This window comes from Flavobacterium sp. PL02, assembly GCF_035013205.1.
Classification (GTDB): Bacteria; Bacteroidota; Bacteroidia; order Flavobacteriales; family Flavobacteriaceae; genus Flavobacterium.
In genome coordinates this window covers 1-14,270 of record NZ_JAYGJP010000014.1, presented here as the reverse complement: position 1 = coordinate 14,270, position 14,270 = coordinate 1, and the positions used below count along the sequence as shown (strand labels likewise).

Genomic DNA, 14,270 nt, shown 5'->3' with positions numbered 1-14,270 from the left:
TGGCCTTTTAAAATATAGAATATGGAAATTAAAAAACAGTTTCATCCAATTAGACTAATAAATAGTAGTGAATTGGAAGATAAGAAAATGATAGGTATCAATAAAGAAAATGTAGAGCTTGTAATAGTTAATAATAACGATGAGATTAAAATATTTCAAGGACTCTGCCCGCACGAAAAAGAATTGCTGAGTTTTGGAGAAATTGATGGAGAGCAAAATATAGTATGCCCAGCGCATCAATGGAAGTTTAATTGCACATCAGGAGAAAATAAATGCAAATCAAAAGGCGGTTTAAAAACATTTTATTATGAAATAGTTAATGGGGACATCTTTATTGATAAAAATGAACTTTTGGCTCATAAAAGAGAGATGGAAAATACACCTGAGCAAAGATACATACCTATAAAATCATTAAAAGATTTGCCAGGTCCCAAAACAATACCAGTTTTTGGTAATTCGTTAAGCTTTCTTTCTAAGATGACAAAAGTGCATTTGCAATACGAAGAATGGGCAAAAGAATATGGATCTTTTTATAAAATTAATGTTAATGGCGAAAACGGAGTAGTGATTTCTGAAGTGTCTTTTATCAAGGAAATTCTAAACCAACGCCCTTATAAATACAGACGTTTTAAAAATATCAGACCCGTATTAGAAGAGATGGATGTTCATAACCTTTTTTCGACAGAAGGAGATGAATGGAAAAGAAGCAGAAAATACGTAACTCAAGCACTCTCTAATAAAGTACTTAGGTCCTTTTATCCATCTATAAAAGAAACTACAGAAGACCTTTATAATCATTGGGAGAGAACATTGGAAAAAACGTCAGAAATAGACGTGCATAAAGATATTTTTAATTACTCATTTGATATTATATCCTATTTAGCATTTGGACAGAAAATTGGAACTGTTGGAAATGACGGAAATAAAATTCAAAACAATTATAAAAGAGTAATGAACATGATACAATTTCGAATTGTAGTTCCTGTTCAATATTGGAAATTTTTTAAACTACCTAAGGATTATAAATTAGATAGAGATTTAAAAGAAATAAAACAAGGTATCTGGAAGTATATAAATGAAGCAAAGGAAAGAATAAGATTAAATCCTGAACTGAAAGAAAACCCGACAAACTATATAGAGGCATTATTACAGGCAACAGATGATGATGGAGTACACTTAACAGATGAAGAGATTTATCCAAGCATATTCGGAACACTTGTAGCTGGAGAAGATACAACTGCCAATACTATATTATGGGTACTACATTATATTACAGACTATCCCGAAGTTCAGAAGAAGATGAGAGAAGAAATATCGCTTGTTTTAGGAGAAGAAAAGTTTTTACAAGTAATGGACGATTCCAATCAATTAGAGTATGTAAATGCAGTTATTTATGAGGTAATGAGGTTAAAACCAGTAATCCCAGTCATCGCATTAACTACAAATGAAGACTGTATTATTGGAGAATATGAAATACCAAAAGATACAGATGTATTTTTATTATCCCATTATAGAGATCAGGAAAGTTGTCCTTTTTTAAAAAGAGAAGCATTTGATCCAGAACGCTGGGTAGATAGCAAAAGTATCACGTTTCATACAACTCAAAGTAACCTTATACCCTTTGGACTTGGAAAAAGAATATGTCCTGGGAAATCATTGGCAATGGTAGAAATGAAAACCATTTTGTGTATGATTTTAAAAAATTATGAAATCACAAAAGCAGATAAAGAAAATAGTGTAGAAGATCATTTTAATACAACTCTTGGACCTAGTAAATTCAATATAAAAATTAAGCGTTTGAACACACCTGTTTTGGTTGTATAAATGCAATTGTAAACAAGAGCCTTAAAATTTTAAAAACAATAAAATGAATAATAAAACTGCAATTATATTAGGGGGAGGAATTTCTGGATTAATGGTTTCAAAAGTACTCAGCAAAAGATATAAAAAAGTAATTCTAATCGAAAAAGATGAACTAGAGGACAAGCCAGAAGTGCGACAAGGTCAATCTCACGGAGGACAGTTTCATGTGTTGTTGCTTAGAGGGTTAAATACTTTAGAACACTATTTTCCAAGGATTACAAAAGAATTAAAAGATGATGGAGCTGTAGAACTAGACCTTGCCAATGGAGCATACTGGTATTCTTATGGAGGTATAAAACAAAACATGATTACGGGGATAAATACATTGATATGTAGTAGAAAATTAATTGATTATAGAGTTCGAAAAAGAGTAGAAAAAATACCGAATGTGCAAATAGTCGATAAAACAAAATATATCGATTTAATTGAAAAAAACGGAACGATTAAAGGAGTAAAAGTTAAGGGTATAGATACTGAGGAATATGTAATAGAATCCGATTTGATAATTGATGCGACGGGAAGAGGTTCTTTAACACCTAAGTGGTTAGAAAACAACAATTATTCAAAGCCAGAAGAAGAGAGAACGATAGTTAACATTACATACAAAACAGCTATATACACGAGACCTGAAGGAGGACTTCAGGGAGGAAAGGTAATGATGTATGCACCAAAATCTCCCGATAAAATAGGAGTGGTAATACAACCCATTGAAAATAATAAAAACTTGGTTTGTGTAGCTGGTTGGCATAAAGAAGATCCTCCGACAGACGAAGATTTAATGGAATTTCTTAAACAATTACCAGACAAAAATTTTTATAATGTGCTAGCTGCATGCCAAAAAGAAAGTGACTTTGTAGCCTATAAGTTCCCGTATTGCTTAAGGAAATACTATGAGAAGTTATCTAAATTCCCTAAAGGATTCCTTCCGATAGGAGATGTGTTTTGCAATTTAAATCCTGCACATGGACAAGGTATAACTTCTGCTTGTTTACAAGTAGAAATTTTAGAAGAACTAATAGAGAAACATGATCCGGCAAATATGTCAAAGATATATTTTGAAAAAGTAGCTAAGATCTTGGATCAATGTTGGGATGCCTCATCGTATGAAAATTTCAGGTATGAAGAAACCATAGGTAAAAAACCTAAAGGAGTAAAACTAGTCAATAAATATATGGTAGCAATTCATAAGGCAGCCAATAAGGATGCATCGGTATATAGTGAGCTTGTAAAGGTTTCTGTCATGATAGAACCTGTAACAAATTTATTCTCTCCCAATTTTATGTGGAAAGTATTTGTGGCTAATATGCGTAAATAGTTTTTTATTAATTAAAACCAAGAAAAATCAATGAAAGCAATAATGTTTCCAGGACAAGGAGCCCAATACAAAGGAATGGGAAAAGATCTTTTTGATAAGTATAAAGACAAAACGGAAATAGCTTCAAATATCCTTGGATATGACCTAGAAGAATTATGTCTTAAAGATCCCAAAAGAGAACTTAACAAAACAGAGTTTACACAACCTGCTTTGTTTGTTGTTAACGCACTAAAATATGATGAACAATTTGCTTCAACTCAAGCAGATTATTTTATCGGTCATAGTTTAGGAGAATATAATGCTTTATTGGCGGCAGGAGCATTTGATTTTGAAACGGGAGTACGAATTGTACAAAAAAGAGGTGCCTTAATGGGAGAAGCTTCTGGAGGGGCAATGGCAGCTGTTTTAGGATTAGATGAAATCACTTTAAAAGAAAAATTGAAAGAGGGAGGACATGATGCTATTGATATAGCTAATTTCAATACACCTAGTCAAGTAGTAGTATCAGGTCCTGAAGAAGCAATTAATCAGCTGGTAAAAGATTTTGACAGGCAAGATATAAAAATTATTCAATTACTAGTTACCGCACCATTTCACTCCAGGTATATGAAAAGTGCAGTAGAAGAGTTTAACGGCTTTATTCATAAACTAGAGTTTAATAGTCTTAAAGTTCCAGTAGTTTCTAATGTTACAGCAAGAAGTTACGCCCAACATGAAATTAAAGATTTGCTCGGAACACAAATAGCAAGTTCAGTACAATGGGTTGATTCTATCCGTTATCTGATGGGAAAAAATGTTAAAGAATATGAAGAAGTAGGAGGAGATAGATTAACCAAAATGGTTGAGCAAATTCAGAGCAGTTGTTCGCCTATTTATGAAGAAATAAAGATAGAAGAGCCAATCCTTATTAGTGAAAAACAAGTAAAAAATATAGCGGAAGAAACAACCGGTATTCATAAAAAAAATACGTTAGGAAGTAGTACGTTTTGCGAAAGATACAATACATCTTATGCTTATGTTGCAGGTGGACTTCATATGGGAATAACTTCGGTAGAGATGGTGAAGAAAATGGCAAATTCTCAAATGTTAAGTTTTTTGGGAACCAAAGGACGTACCATAAAAGAAATTAATAATGATATAGAAAGGCTTCAGGAACAAGTAGTAAAAGAGAAAACTTTTGGAGTTAATTTATATCACAATATTTTGGATCCTAACAAAGAGATAGAATTAGTCAATAGTTTGCTAAAGCAAGGGATAACAATAATAGAAGCAGGAGGATTTAGTCAAATTACCTCAGCCTTAGCGTATTTTAGAATTGTAGGTTTAGAGAGGAAAGACGATCAAAATATAGTTTGTAATAACCAAATCATAGCCAAAATATCGCGACCAGAAGTTGCAGAAGGTTTTATGAAACCAGTTCCGGAAAGGCTTATCAAGAGGTTGTTAGATAACGGATGGATTACACAAGATCAGGCAGAAATGGCAAGAGAAATTCCTTTAAGTGGAGATATCTGCATAGAAGCAGATCCGGGAGGGGTAACGCATAGGAGTTCTGCATTTGTATTGTTTCCATCGATAAAAAGTTTGCGTAACCAAATCCAAGAGCAATATAAGTATAAAGACCCAATACATCTGGGGATTTCAGGAGGAATAGGAACTCCGGAAGCTGCTGTTAGTGCTTTTATCATGGAAGCCGATTTTGTACTCACAGGTTCAATTAATCAATGTACAGTAGAATCTGGTTTAAGCCCTATAGCCAAAGAGTTATTACAAAATAGTGATGTACAGGATACAGCATATATTCCAGACGAAGAACTGTTTGAAATTGGCATACAAGCACAGGTGTTAAAGAAAGGAGTTCTCTTTGCAACACGTGCAAAAAAACTATACGAGTTGTATCAACGCTATGATGGTTTAGATGATTTGCCCATTGATGTAAGAGAACAACTAGAGGCTAAATACTTCAAGAAAACATTACCAGAAGTATGGCAAATTATCAAACAAGAGTTTATACAAAGAGATGAAATAGCACAAATAGCGAGTATAGAAGAAAGACCTAAGAAAAAGATGGCTACTATATTTAAATATTATTTAAGGCAGGCAAACCAATATGCATTAGAAGGAGCTACAGATGAACAAGCTAATTTTCAAATACAGTCAGGAGCAGCTTTAGGTGCATTTAATCAATGGGTAAAAGGAACACCATTAGAAGAATGGCAAAACAGATATGTAGATCAAATAGGAATGAAAATCATGGAATCTGCAGAAAAATTAATGAATAAAAAAGCTGCATTGGTTTAAAGATAGTGTCGGATAAAAAAGTATAAAATATTAAAACGAATAAAAATATGAATACCGCTAGAGAACATGCAGTAGTAATTGGGGGGAGTATGGCAGGCTTAGTTGCAGCAAGAGCATTAAGCAACCATTTTAAAAAAGTAACCATTATAGAAAAAGATAAAGTAGATAATAAACCAGAAACGAGAAAAGGACAACCACAAACGAGACATATCCATTTGGTTCTAGCCCATGCAATGAACATACTCTTAGCGTATTTTCCATCGCTAAAAAAAGAATTAATAGAAAATGGCGCATCAGAACTGGATGTCGGTAATGATTACAATTGGTATTCATACGGAGGGTTCAAGAAAAAAGGAGTTACAGGAATTACTGCACTTACGATGACAAGGGAGCTTTTAGAATATCATGTAAAAAAACAGGTTTTGAATATCAAGAATATTACGATTCAAGATGAAACCAAAGCCTTAGAAATGAAAATGCAAAATGAGAATGTCAACGCTTTGGTATTAGAAAAAGCAGGTGAAAAACAGATTATAAATACCGATTTTGTAGTAGATGCTTCAGGAAGAGGAACCAAAGCTTATAAATGGTTAGAACAATATGGATATCCAACACCAGAAGAAACTAAAATCAAGATTGATATCATGTATGTAACCATATTATTTGAACGTAAAAAAATGCTTCCGGAAGAAAAATTAGAAGTAATTAGCTATACTCCAGAGGCACCAAATGAAAAATTAGGAGCCGTGCTGATGCCTATCGAAAATAATAGATGGGTACTTACATTAATCGGAATGAGAGGAGTTGAACCACCTCAAAATGATGAAGAACTATTAAAGTTTTTAAAAGGACTACCTATTTCAGGATTATATGATGCCATATCAGGAGCAACAAGGCTTACAGATTTTCTAGTGTTTAAATGTCCACATAGTATAAGAAGACATTATGAAAAACTAGAGAGATTTCCGGGGTCATATTTAGTCTTAGGGGATGCAGTTTCAAACTTCAACCCAATGTATGCCCAAGGAATGGCATCAGCTATATGTCAGGCCAAAATTTTAGACGAAGTATTGAGAATTACACCATCGAATGATAAAGTTTTTAAGACTTATATAAACAAAGTAAATAAAGTAATAGAAGATTTCTGGACTTCGGGATCTTATGAAGATTTTAAATATCCAGAAACAGAAGGAGAAAAACCTGCTGGACTCAAAATGGTTAATGGATATATGAAAGCTTTACAAAAAGCAGCTAATAAAGACACCGAATTATTTAAAGAATTATTAGAAGTAGCAGGATATCTTAAATCAGGAAAAGATTTATTCAGGCCCAAAATTTTGTGGAAAGTATTTAAAGGAAACATATAATTAACATAAAAACATTACAACATGAAAAATAAAATAGTAGAACAAATTAGAGAAAATTTAATCGAGATTATTCCAGAATTAGAAGGACAAACGATATCTAATGATGAAAAACTATCAGATATTGGAGCAAATTCTATCGATAGAGCAGAATTAATTGCACTAACATTAGAACAATTAGAAAAAGAAATCCCCAGAATAGAATTAGCAGGAGCACAAACCATAAATGAGTTGGCAGAATTGATTGCTGAAAAATAAAAACACCAACGTTTATATGAATCCGGATCAAATATATAAAGCTTGTGTAACGGGAATGGGAGTAATAACGCCTATAGCAATAGGAATCCCTGCCTTTACAGAGGCTTTAAAAAAGGGGAAATCGAATTTTGCTATAAAAGAGTATACTGTTGAAGACAGAAATTTTAACTACATATATGGAAAAGTAGAAAATTTTGATCTCAAAAAAAGCATAGCAGACGGTGAGTTTGAGGAACATTGGAAACTAAAAATAAATCGTTTACGAGATATTTCATCAAGCACAGCTTATGGAATATTTTGTGCTCTGGAAGCTTGGCATTATGCCAAGCTTCCTTTAACGATTGATAAAAGCAAAATTGCTATAGTTGTAGCAGGTAGTAATACACAACAACAGTATTGTCAAGAGATTAGAGATACATACAAAAGTAAAATGCAATTCATGAAACCCTCCTACGGATTCAATTTTTTGGATAGTGATATGATAGGTGTTGCTTCAGAATTATTCGAGATTACAGGAGAAGGATTTACTGTTGGTGCAGCCAGCGCGAGCGGAAATATGGGAATCATTCAAGCCTGCAGACTTATAGAAAATAATGAATATGATGTCGTTATGGTAATTGCTCCTATGATGGATTTATCAGTATTCGAATATCAAGGACTTTCTGCTTTGGGAGCTATGCAACCAATAGCATCAGCGATAGACGAAGTTCCGCTATACAAACCCTTTGATATAGATCATGGAGGATTTATATATGGACAAAATGCAGGAGCAATTATATTAGAATCAAAAGAATATGCACAACAAAGAAAGGCAAAAGTGTTTGGAGCTATATCTGGATATGGAGTTACATTGGATGCCAATAGGAATCCAAATCCTTCTGTAGATGGAGAGCAAAGAGCGATAGCCAAAGCGATGCAAAAAGCGGGGATTTTACCAGAACAAATTGATTATATCAATGCACATGGGACAGGAGCAAAATTAGGAGATCATACAGAGGTTGAAGCTTTGATTAATTTACAGCTCAAAAACAAACCTATAAATAGTACAAAATCATTAATAGGTCATGGCATTACAGCAGCAGGAACAGTCGAAGCCATTGCGAGTTTGATACAAATGAATGGGAATTTTGTGCATGAAAGCCTTAATTTAAAAACACCAATAGATTACCCTATGGACTGGATACAAAGTTATAGAGACCTCCATTCGATACAATACACATTGAGTAATAGCTTTGGTTTTGGAGGTATCAATACAGCAATCATTTTAGAAGCGTAATCAATATAGAATCAAAAAAAATATGAGAGCAGGAATAGAAGCTATAAATATATATTGTGGATCAGCAGCCATAAACGTAGTTGAATTAGCAAAACATCGACAATTAAATATAGATCGATTTGAAAATTTGTTAATGAAAGAAAAAACAGTACCAATGCCTTATGAAGACCCTATTTCTAACGGAGTAAATGCAGCAAAACCCATATTGGATGCATTGACAGAAGAAGAAATAGAAAGTATAGATATGCTAATCAGCTGTTCAGAATCAGGAATTGATTTTGGAAAGTCGATGAGTACGTACATGCATGATTATTTAAAACTTAGTAGAAATTGCAGATTGTTTGAACTCAAGAACGCATGTTATTCAGGAACAGCAGGATTACAGATGGCTGTTAATTTTATTCTTTCAGGTACAGCTCCCGGCAGAAAAGTTTTAGTAATAGCTACAGATATCATGAGGATGAGTACAGTAGAAGGAGCAGCTATGGAAATGTCTTTTGTAGAACCTTCATCAGGATCAGGAGCTGTAGCAATGTTAATTAGTGATAAACCCAAGATATTTGAAATAGACAAAGGTGCTAGCGGTTATTACGGTTATGAAGTTATGGATACCTGTAGACCTGTTCCCGATAAAGAAGCAGGTGACTCCGATTTATCGTTATTATCATATCTGGATTGTTGTGAAAACAGCTTTAAAGAATATCAAAAGAGAGTCGAAGATGCAGATTATCAGGATAGTTTTCAATATTTAGTTTTTCATACCCCTTTTGGAGGAATGGTAAAAGGAGCACACCGAACCAATATGCGAAAATTCAAGAAGGCAAAACCAGATCAAATTGAAAGAGATTTTCAAGAACGTGTAGCTCCATCTTTAGAATATTGTCAGAGAGTTGGAAATATTATGGGAGCCACTACCTATTTAGCATTAGTAAGTATGATTGAAAAAGGAAACTTCGAAACCTCAAAAAGAGTGGGTATCTTTTCGTATGGATCAGGATGTTGTTCAGAATTTTTTAGTGGAATAATACATCCCGAAAGCCAAGCTTTAATTTCATCCTTGGCTATAGAGGAACATTTAGATGAACGGGTGGTATTATCAATGGAAGAATATGAAAATACTTTTGGAGTCAATTCAGAAATCAAATTCGGAACCAGAGATTTCAAAATAGACACCTCATTATTTCCAAAACCATTTAGTAAAGTAAAAGGAAAAAAGAAACTAATCTTTTCTGAAATTAAAAATTATCACAGAATTTACGAATGGGTATGATGCAAGTCGATAAAATATACAATACTATTTTAGTAAGTCAACAACGAGAAGTTATCCATATTCAACTCAACAGACCCAAACAGAATAATAGTATTAATGCAGTAATGGTGAATGAACTTTTGGAGGTTCTAGAAAATACAAAGCAAAACACCAAAGTAAAAATCATTATATTATCAGGAAACGAAAATCAATTCTGTACAGGAATGGATTTTGAAGCTGTAGTACATCAGAAGGATGAAGCTTTAATGAGTCAACAACCTGATCAATATTATAATTTATTGCAGACAATTAGCGAAATTGATAAGGTTGTAATAGCAAAAGTAGAAGGGAAAGTAAATGCAGGAGGGTTAGGATTAGTCGCAGCTAGTGATATAGTAATTGCAGGTAATCAGGCAACTTTTGGATTATCCGAAGCTCTATTCGGATTGTTACCCGCTTGTGTATTGCCTTTTTTAATACAAAGAGTTGGGCCGCAGAAAGCCAAATGGTTGACATTAATTACACATGGAATAACGGCAGAGCGAGCTTATGAAATAGGTTTAGTAGATGTGGTAACAGACGAAATTAGTAATCAGGTAAGGAAAAATTTATTGCGACTTAGTCGATTAGAAACTAATACAATTCAAGAAATTAAATCCTATACAGCAAAACTTTGGATAATTAAGGATGAAACCAAAATAGTAGCAGTTAATAAATTACAATCACTAATAGAATCAGAAGTTGTACAAAATAATATAAAAAACTTTGTAGAGAAAGGAGAGTATCCATGGGAGAAGTAGTAAGTATTACAGAAATTACCAAAGATATCGTACAAATTACGATGCAAGATAAAGAGTCAAGAAATACATTTTCTAAAGAGTTAATAAAAGGATTAAAAGATGCTTTTGCTATCGTAAACCAAAAGAAAGAATATAAAGTAGTAATCTTAACAGGGTATGATAGCTATTTTTCTTGCGGAGGAACTCAGGATGAATTACAACAAATATATGATGGAGAGTTAAAATTTACCGAGTTAGATTTTTTTACAGCACCAATAGATTGTGAAATACCTGTAATTGCTGCCATGCAAGGACATGCTATAGGAGGAGGACTAGTGTTTGGATGTTATGCAGATTTTCAAATTTTAGGAAAAGAAAACATATATACAGCTAACTTCATGAAATACGGATTTACTCCAGGAATGGGAGCGACATATATGGTGCCCTTACGGTTTGGCTCCTCTTTAGGATGCGAAATGCTTTTTACAGCCGAAAGTTATAGAGGAGGAGAATTACAAGAACGTGGTGTATCCTTACAAGTAGTTCCAAAAAAAGAAGTTATTACAGAGGCAATAGTATTAGCAAAGAAGTTAGCCGAGAAACCAAGACTTTCATTAGTGATATTAAAAAAGCATTTAACATCAAAAATCAAGGCAAGTTTAAAAGAAGTATTTGATCAGGAATTAGAAATGCACGAAATAACTTTTCAACAATCACAAGTCAAAGAAAATATAAAAGCCTTGTTCGGGAGGTAAATAACTAAAAGATATTACATAAAAACAGGTCAAACTCATATGGGATATATTTAGTAATTTAAAAAAAATGTAGTAATCTTACACAAGTATGAAAAAGTATAAAGTCGTCTTTTTATTTTCTGGTCAAGGCAGTCAGTATCGTAATATGGGTAAAGATCTATTTACGAACAATGCCGTTTTTAGATCAAGTATTGAAGAAAGTGATTTAATTTTTCAGAAATACCTGCATAGATCCCTTGTGAATGAATTATATGGTAATGATGATACAGATTTTGATGAGCTATTAATCACTCATCCGGCTATTGTGGCAATAGAGATTGCTATGATAGAGGTAATGAAATCTTATAACATTTTGCCAGATTATGTTTTTGGACAAAGTCTTGGGGAGTTTGCTGCCGGTGTTGCAGCTGGTGTTTGGTCTGCACCTACAGCTATAAAAGCGGCTGTAGAACAGTCCAAATCTTTAACGAGAAGCAACCTTGAAGGAGGTATGCTTACGGTTATAAATGCTGAGGCGCACCATAAATCCAAAATATATGAGCAGTATGATTTGTGTCTTGCCAGCGATAATTTTCAGGGAAGTTATACTGTTTCAGGTACATTAATTAATTTAGATCAATATCAAAAAATCTTAAAGAAAGAAGAGATAATACATGCACGGATTCCAGTCACCATTCCTTTTCATTCTCCCATTATTTATGAAGGTTTAAAAGATTTTTCGTTTTATATGCAACAAGGTATTGAATTGGCTAAACCTAAAGTGCCTTATGTGTCTAGTCTAACATCGGATTTCTTAACAAGCATAGATACAAAGTATTATAATCAAGTTGTAAGTTCATATTCTAGTCATATAAAAGGAATTGATTTTTTAGAACAACTCGGTCCATGTATATATATTGATTTAGGCCCTTCTGGTACTAGTGCTACTTTTACTAAATATTCAATACCAAAAACATCAGAGTCATACATACAGCCAATTTTATCTCCTTTTGGGAATGAGCTCAGACAACTAGAAAAATTAAATGGTTTAATTTCTAATCCCTCCAATTATGCTATTTGAAGGCACTATAAAACTCGTAAGAGAAAATTCAGTACATTCAGCTGGATATACTATTATAAAGCAAGAATTAGCAGATTTGTATGGATATTTAAAAGATTTGCATTTAGATGAGATAACCTATCTAAATTCTTTAAAATTCGATAAACGAAAATCTAGTTACTTGTTAGGACGTATAAGCGCAAAAAGTGCTTTAAGCAAAATTATTCCAGACAAGATAGCAATGAATTCTTTTAAAGTAGGTTTTGGAGTTTTTCAATTTCCTGTCATTGAGCATTTACCTTACTCTGGCTTTCAGGTTTCTATTACCCACTGTGATGCTATTGGTATTTCTATGGCTTATCCAGAAGCTCATCCTATTGGTGTAGATATAGAGAGAATTAATCCCGATAAAGTCGATTTGATGGTTAGTATGTTTACCAAAGAAGAAATAATTTTAGTAAATTCAGAACTTAATGATAAGGCTACTGCCTATACGCTGCTTTGGACAGTAAAGGAAAGCCTTTCTAAAATTTTAAAGACAGGGATGATGATTGATTTTAAATATTTAGAATTAGATTCTCTTAATTATAAAGATGGAATTTACACGGGAAACTTTAAAAATTTTACGCAGTACAAATCATTTTCTATAGTTTTAAAATCTTATATTATTTCTATTATTTGCCCCAGAAATACAAATATAAATTTAACTGATTTCACAAAAGATCTAACCTGTCTAAACTCACTGTCTTAATGATTTATGTGCAACTTTTTGAGGTTACTAATGGTGTTTTTAATAATCAATGTTACCTAATTCATAATCAATATGAAGGTATTTTGATTGATCCAGCTTGGAATTATGAGCTGATCAATTCTTACATAGAAGAAAATGGAATCTTATTAAAGGGAGTGTTGATTACACATGGGCATCTAGATCATATAGACCTGGCAGAAGAATTCTCGAAAAAAAATAATGTTCCTATATGGATTTCGGATATAGATGCAATTAATTTTCGATTAACATACTCTAAATTACAATTGGTTTCTCACTTACAGAGCTTTAAAATTGGTACAATAGAAATAACTCCGATTTTTACCCCAGGGCATACTTCAGGTAGTGTTTGTTATTTAATAGATAAGCATGTGTTTTCTGGAGATACCGTTTTTATTGAGGGTGTTGGAGTTTGTTCCAAAGAAGGAGCTGGAAATTTGTATGATTCCGTTCAATTCTTGAAAAGTTACTTACCTGTTTATTCACTGTTTTGGCCTGGTCATTCATATGGCACAGCACCAGGAAAAGATATGTCTTATTTAATGCTCTATAATATTTATTTTCAATTTAACTCAAAAAAATCTTTTGTAGGTTTTCGAACTCGAAAATATCAACCTACAGTATTTAAGTGGCCTTTTGGCAAGAAAAAAACGGATAGCTCCTCTTCATAATACTACAATTTATAGTTGACAGAGGTTATAAAAAATGTATTTTAACCTATCTTCCTATATTTAAAGACTGTTAATTTTGAGTAAAACTACTTAGCTTTTAGTCAAAAAATATCAATATTTTAAGTAAGACGGAAAATTCTTTCTAATTAATGATTTTTATTTTATTCAATACCAATGATTTAAAAAATATCTTAAAATTAAGTACAATTTTAGTTTGTATACATCAAAAACGTTCCTATATTTGCAACCGCTTAGAACAACAAAGCGTATTAATACAAGCTTCGGGGAGATACTCAAGCGGCCAACGAGGGCAGACTGTAAATCTGCTGTGTAAACTTCGCAGGTTCGAATCCTGCTCTCCCCACGAAAAGGAAAAGAAGTGAAAAGGCAACTTAGTCAAGTTTTTTTTTAATCCTGAAAATGTTAAAACCCTGCAAATCTAAAGATTTGCAGGGTTTTTTGTTTAAAGACAGTTTTGATGTTTATAAAAACAGATTAGAAGGGATTAAGGATCAAGAACAAAACCTGGGGAGGAATGTCAAAATAAAATAAGAACTTTGTAATCTAAGAATTTGAGATGACTCCTATAGACCTTTTAAAATTTATGCTGCCTGATTTTTTAGTAGAACAC

12 protein-coding genes and 1 tRNA gene are annotated in these 14,270 nt (G+C 32.9%); all 13 read left to right on the top strand.

All coding sequences use genetic code 11. The annotated features are described in order from the left end of the window. The first annotated feature begins 21 nt into the window (after positions 1–21). Positions 22–1,824: a cytochrome P450 gene (locus tag SHI72_RS22995; RefSeq protein ID WP_039119628.1), complete on the top strand. Its 1,803-nt coding sequence runs from the start codon at positions 22–24 to the stop codon at positions 1,822–1,824. 43 nt (positions 1,825–1,867) lie between these two features. Then, on the top strand, positions 1,868–3,178 hold the full coding sequence (locus SHI72_RS22990; RefSeq protein ID WP_323491531.1) for an NAD(P)/FAD-dependent oxidoreductase: 1,311 nt from the start codon (positions 1,868–1,870) through the stop codon (positions 3,176–3,178). A gap of 30 nt (positions 3,179–3,208) precedes the next feature. Beyond that, the gene (gene fabD, locus SHI72_RS22985) at positions 3,209–5,479 is read left to right on the top strand and encodes an ACP S-malonyltransferase (RefSeq protein WP_323491530.1); all 2,271 of its coding nucleotides are present in this window, start codon (positions 3,209–3,211) and stop codon (positions 5,477–5,479) included. 47 nt (positions 5,480–5,526) lie between these two features. Then, on the top strand, positions 5,527–6,846 hold the full coding sequence (locus SHI72_RS22980) for an NAD(P)/FAD-dependent oxidoreductase (protein ID WP_323491529.1): 1,320 nt from the start codon (positions 5,527–5,529) through the stop codon (positions 6,844–6,846). A gap of 21 nt (positions 6,847–6,867) precedes the next feature. After that, the gene (locus SHI72_RS22975) at positions 6,868–7,101 is read left to right on the top strand and encodes a phosphopantetheine-binding protein (RefSeq protein ID WP_039115217.1); all 234 of its coding nucleotides are present in this window, start codon (positions 6,868–6,870) and stop codon (positions 7,099–7,101) included. 16 nt (positions 7,102–7,117) lie between these two features. After that, positions 7,118–8,377, top strand: coding sequence for a beta-ketoacyl synthase N-terminal-like domain-containing protein (locus tag SHI72_RS22970; protein WP_323491528.1), 1,260 nt, complete (start codon positions 7,118–7,120; stop codon positions 8,375–8,377). A 22-nt stretch (positions 8,378–8,399) separates the two neighbouring features. After that, the gene (locus tag SHI72_RS22965) at positions 8,400–9,647 is read left to right on the top strand and encodes a hydroxymethylglutaryl-CoA synthase family protein (RefSeq protein WP_323491527.1); all 1,248 of its coding nucleotides are present in this window, start codon (positions 8,400–8,402) and stop codon (positions 9,645–9,647) included. Then, entirely contained in the window at positions 9,638–10,426 is a 789-nt protein-coding gene (locus tag SHI72_RS22960; protein WP_323491526.1) for an enoyl-CoA hydratase/isomerase, read from the top strand. The genes SHI72_RS22965 and SHI72_RS22960 overlap by 10 nt, the downstream gene beginning before the upstream one ends. Then, positions 10,414–11,160 carry a polyketide synthase gene (locus SHI72_RS22955; protein WP_039115212.1) on the top strand — a complete coding sequence of 249 codons (747 nt, stop codon included), beginning with the start codon at positions 10,414–10,416 and terminating at the stop codon, positions 11,158–11,160. The genes SHI72_RS22960 and SHI72_RS22955 overlap by 13 nt, the downstream gene beginning before the upstream one ends. An 88-nt stretch (positions 11,161–11,248) precedes the next feature. Continuing rightward, entirely contained in the window at positions 11,249–12,220 is a 972-nt protein-coding gene (locus SHI72_RS22950; protein ID WP_323491525.1) for an acyltransferase domain-containing protein, read from the top strand. Next, complete coding sequence (locus tag SHI72_RS22945) at positions 12,210–12,950, top strand: 4'-phosphopantetheinyl transferase family protein (RefSeq protein ID WP_323491524.1); 741 nt, start codon at positions 12,210–12,212, stop codon at positions 12,948–12,950. The genes SHI72_RS22950 and SHI72_RS22945 overlap by 11 nt, the downstream gene beginning before the upstream one ends. Further along, positions 12,950–13,639, top strand: coding sequence for an MBL fold metallo-hydrolase (locus SHI72_RS22940; protein ID WP_052250134.1), 690 nt, complete (start codon positions 12,950–12,952; stop codon positions 13,637–13,639). The genes SHI72_RS22945 and SHI72_RS22940 overlap by 1 nt, the downstream gene beginning before the upstream one ends. 283 nt (positions 13,640–13,922) lie before the next feature. Continuing rightward, positions 13,923–14,003 (top strand) — tRNA-Tyr (locus SHI72_RS22935). Positions 14,004–14,270: the final 267 nt, after the last annotated feature.

What these genes read in the sequence shown, in the direction of transcription:
- SHI72_RS22995 (WP_039119628.1), top strand. Translation starts at nt 22, where the DNA reads ATGGAAATTAAAAAACAGTTTCATCCAATTAGACTAATAAATAGTAGT.
- SHI72_RS22990 (WP_323491531.1), top strand. Translation starts at nt 1,868, where the DNA reads ATGAATAATAAAACTGCAATTATATTAGGGGGAGGAATTTCTGGATTA.
- fabD (WP_323491530.1), top strand. Translation starts at nt 3,209, where the DNA reads ATGAAAGCAATAATGTTTCCAGGACAAGGAGCCCAATACAAAGGAATG.
- SHI72_RS22980 (WP_323491529.1), top strand. Translation starts at nt 5,527, where the DNA reads ATGAATACCGCTAGAGAACATGCAGTAGTAATTGGGGGGAGTATGGCA.
- SHI72_RS22975 (WP_039115217.1), top strand. Translation starts at nt 6,868, where the DNA reads ATGAAAAATAAAATAGTAGAACAAATTAGAGAAAATTTAATCGAGATT.
- SHI72_RS22970 (WP_323491528.1), top strand. Translation starts at nt 7,118, where the DNA reads ATGAATCCGGATCAAATATATAAAGCTTGTGTAACGGGAATGGGAGTA.
- SHI72_RS22965 (WP_323491527.1), top strand. Translation starts at nt 8,400, where the DNA reads ATGAGAGCAGGAATAGAAGCTATAAATATATATTGTGGATCAGCAGCC.
- SHI72_RS22960 (WP_323491526.1), top strand. Translation starts at nt 9,638, where the DNA reads ATGGGTATGATGCAAGTCGATAAAATATACAATACTATTTTAGTAAGT.
- SHI72_RS22955 (WP_039115212.1), top strand. Translation starts at nt 10,414, where the DNA reads ATGGGAGAAGTAGTAAGTATTACAGAAATTACCAAAGATATCGTACAA.
- SHI72_RS22950 (WP_323491525.1), top strand. Translation starts at nt 11,249, where the DNA reads ATGAAAAAGTATAAAGTCGTCTTTTTATTTTCTGGTCAAGGCAGTCAG.
- SHI72_RS22945 (WP_323491524.1), top strand. Translation starts at nt 12,210, where the DNA reads ATGCTATTTGAAGGCACTATAAAACTCGTAAGAGAAAATTCAGTACAT.
- SHI72_RS22940 (WP_052250134.1), top strand. Translation starts at nt 12,950, where the DNA reads ATGATTTATGTGCAACTTTTTGAGGTTACTAATGGTGTTTTTAATAAT.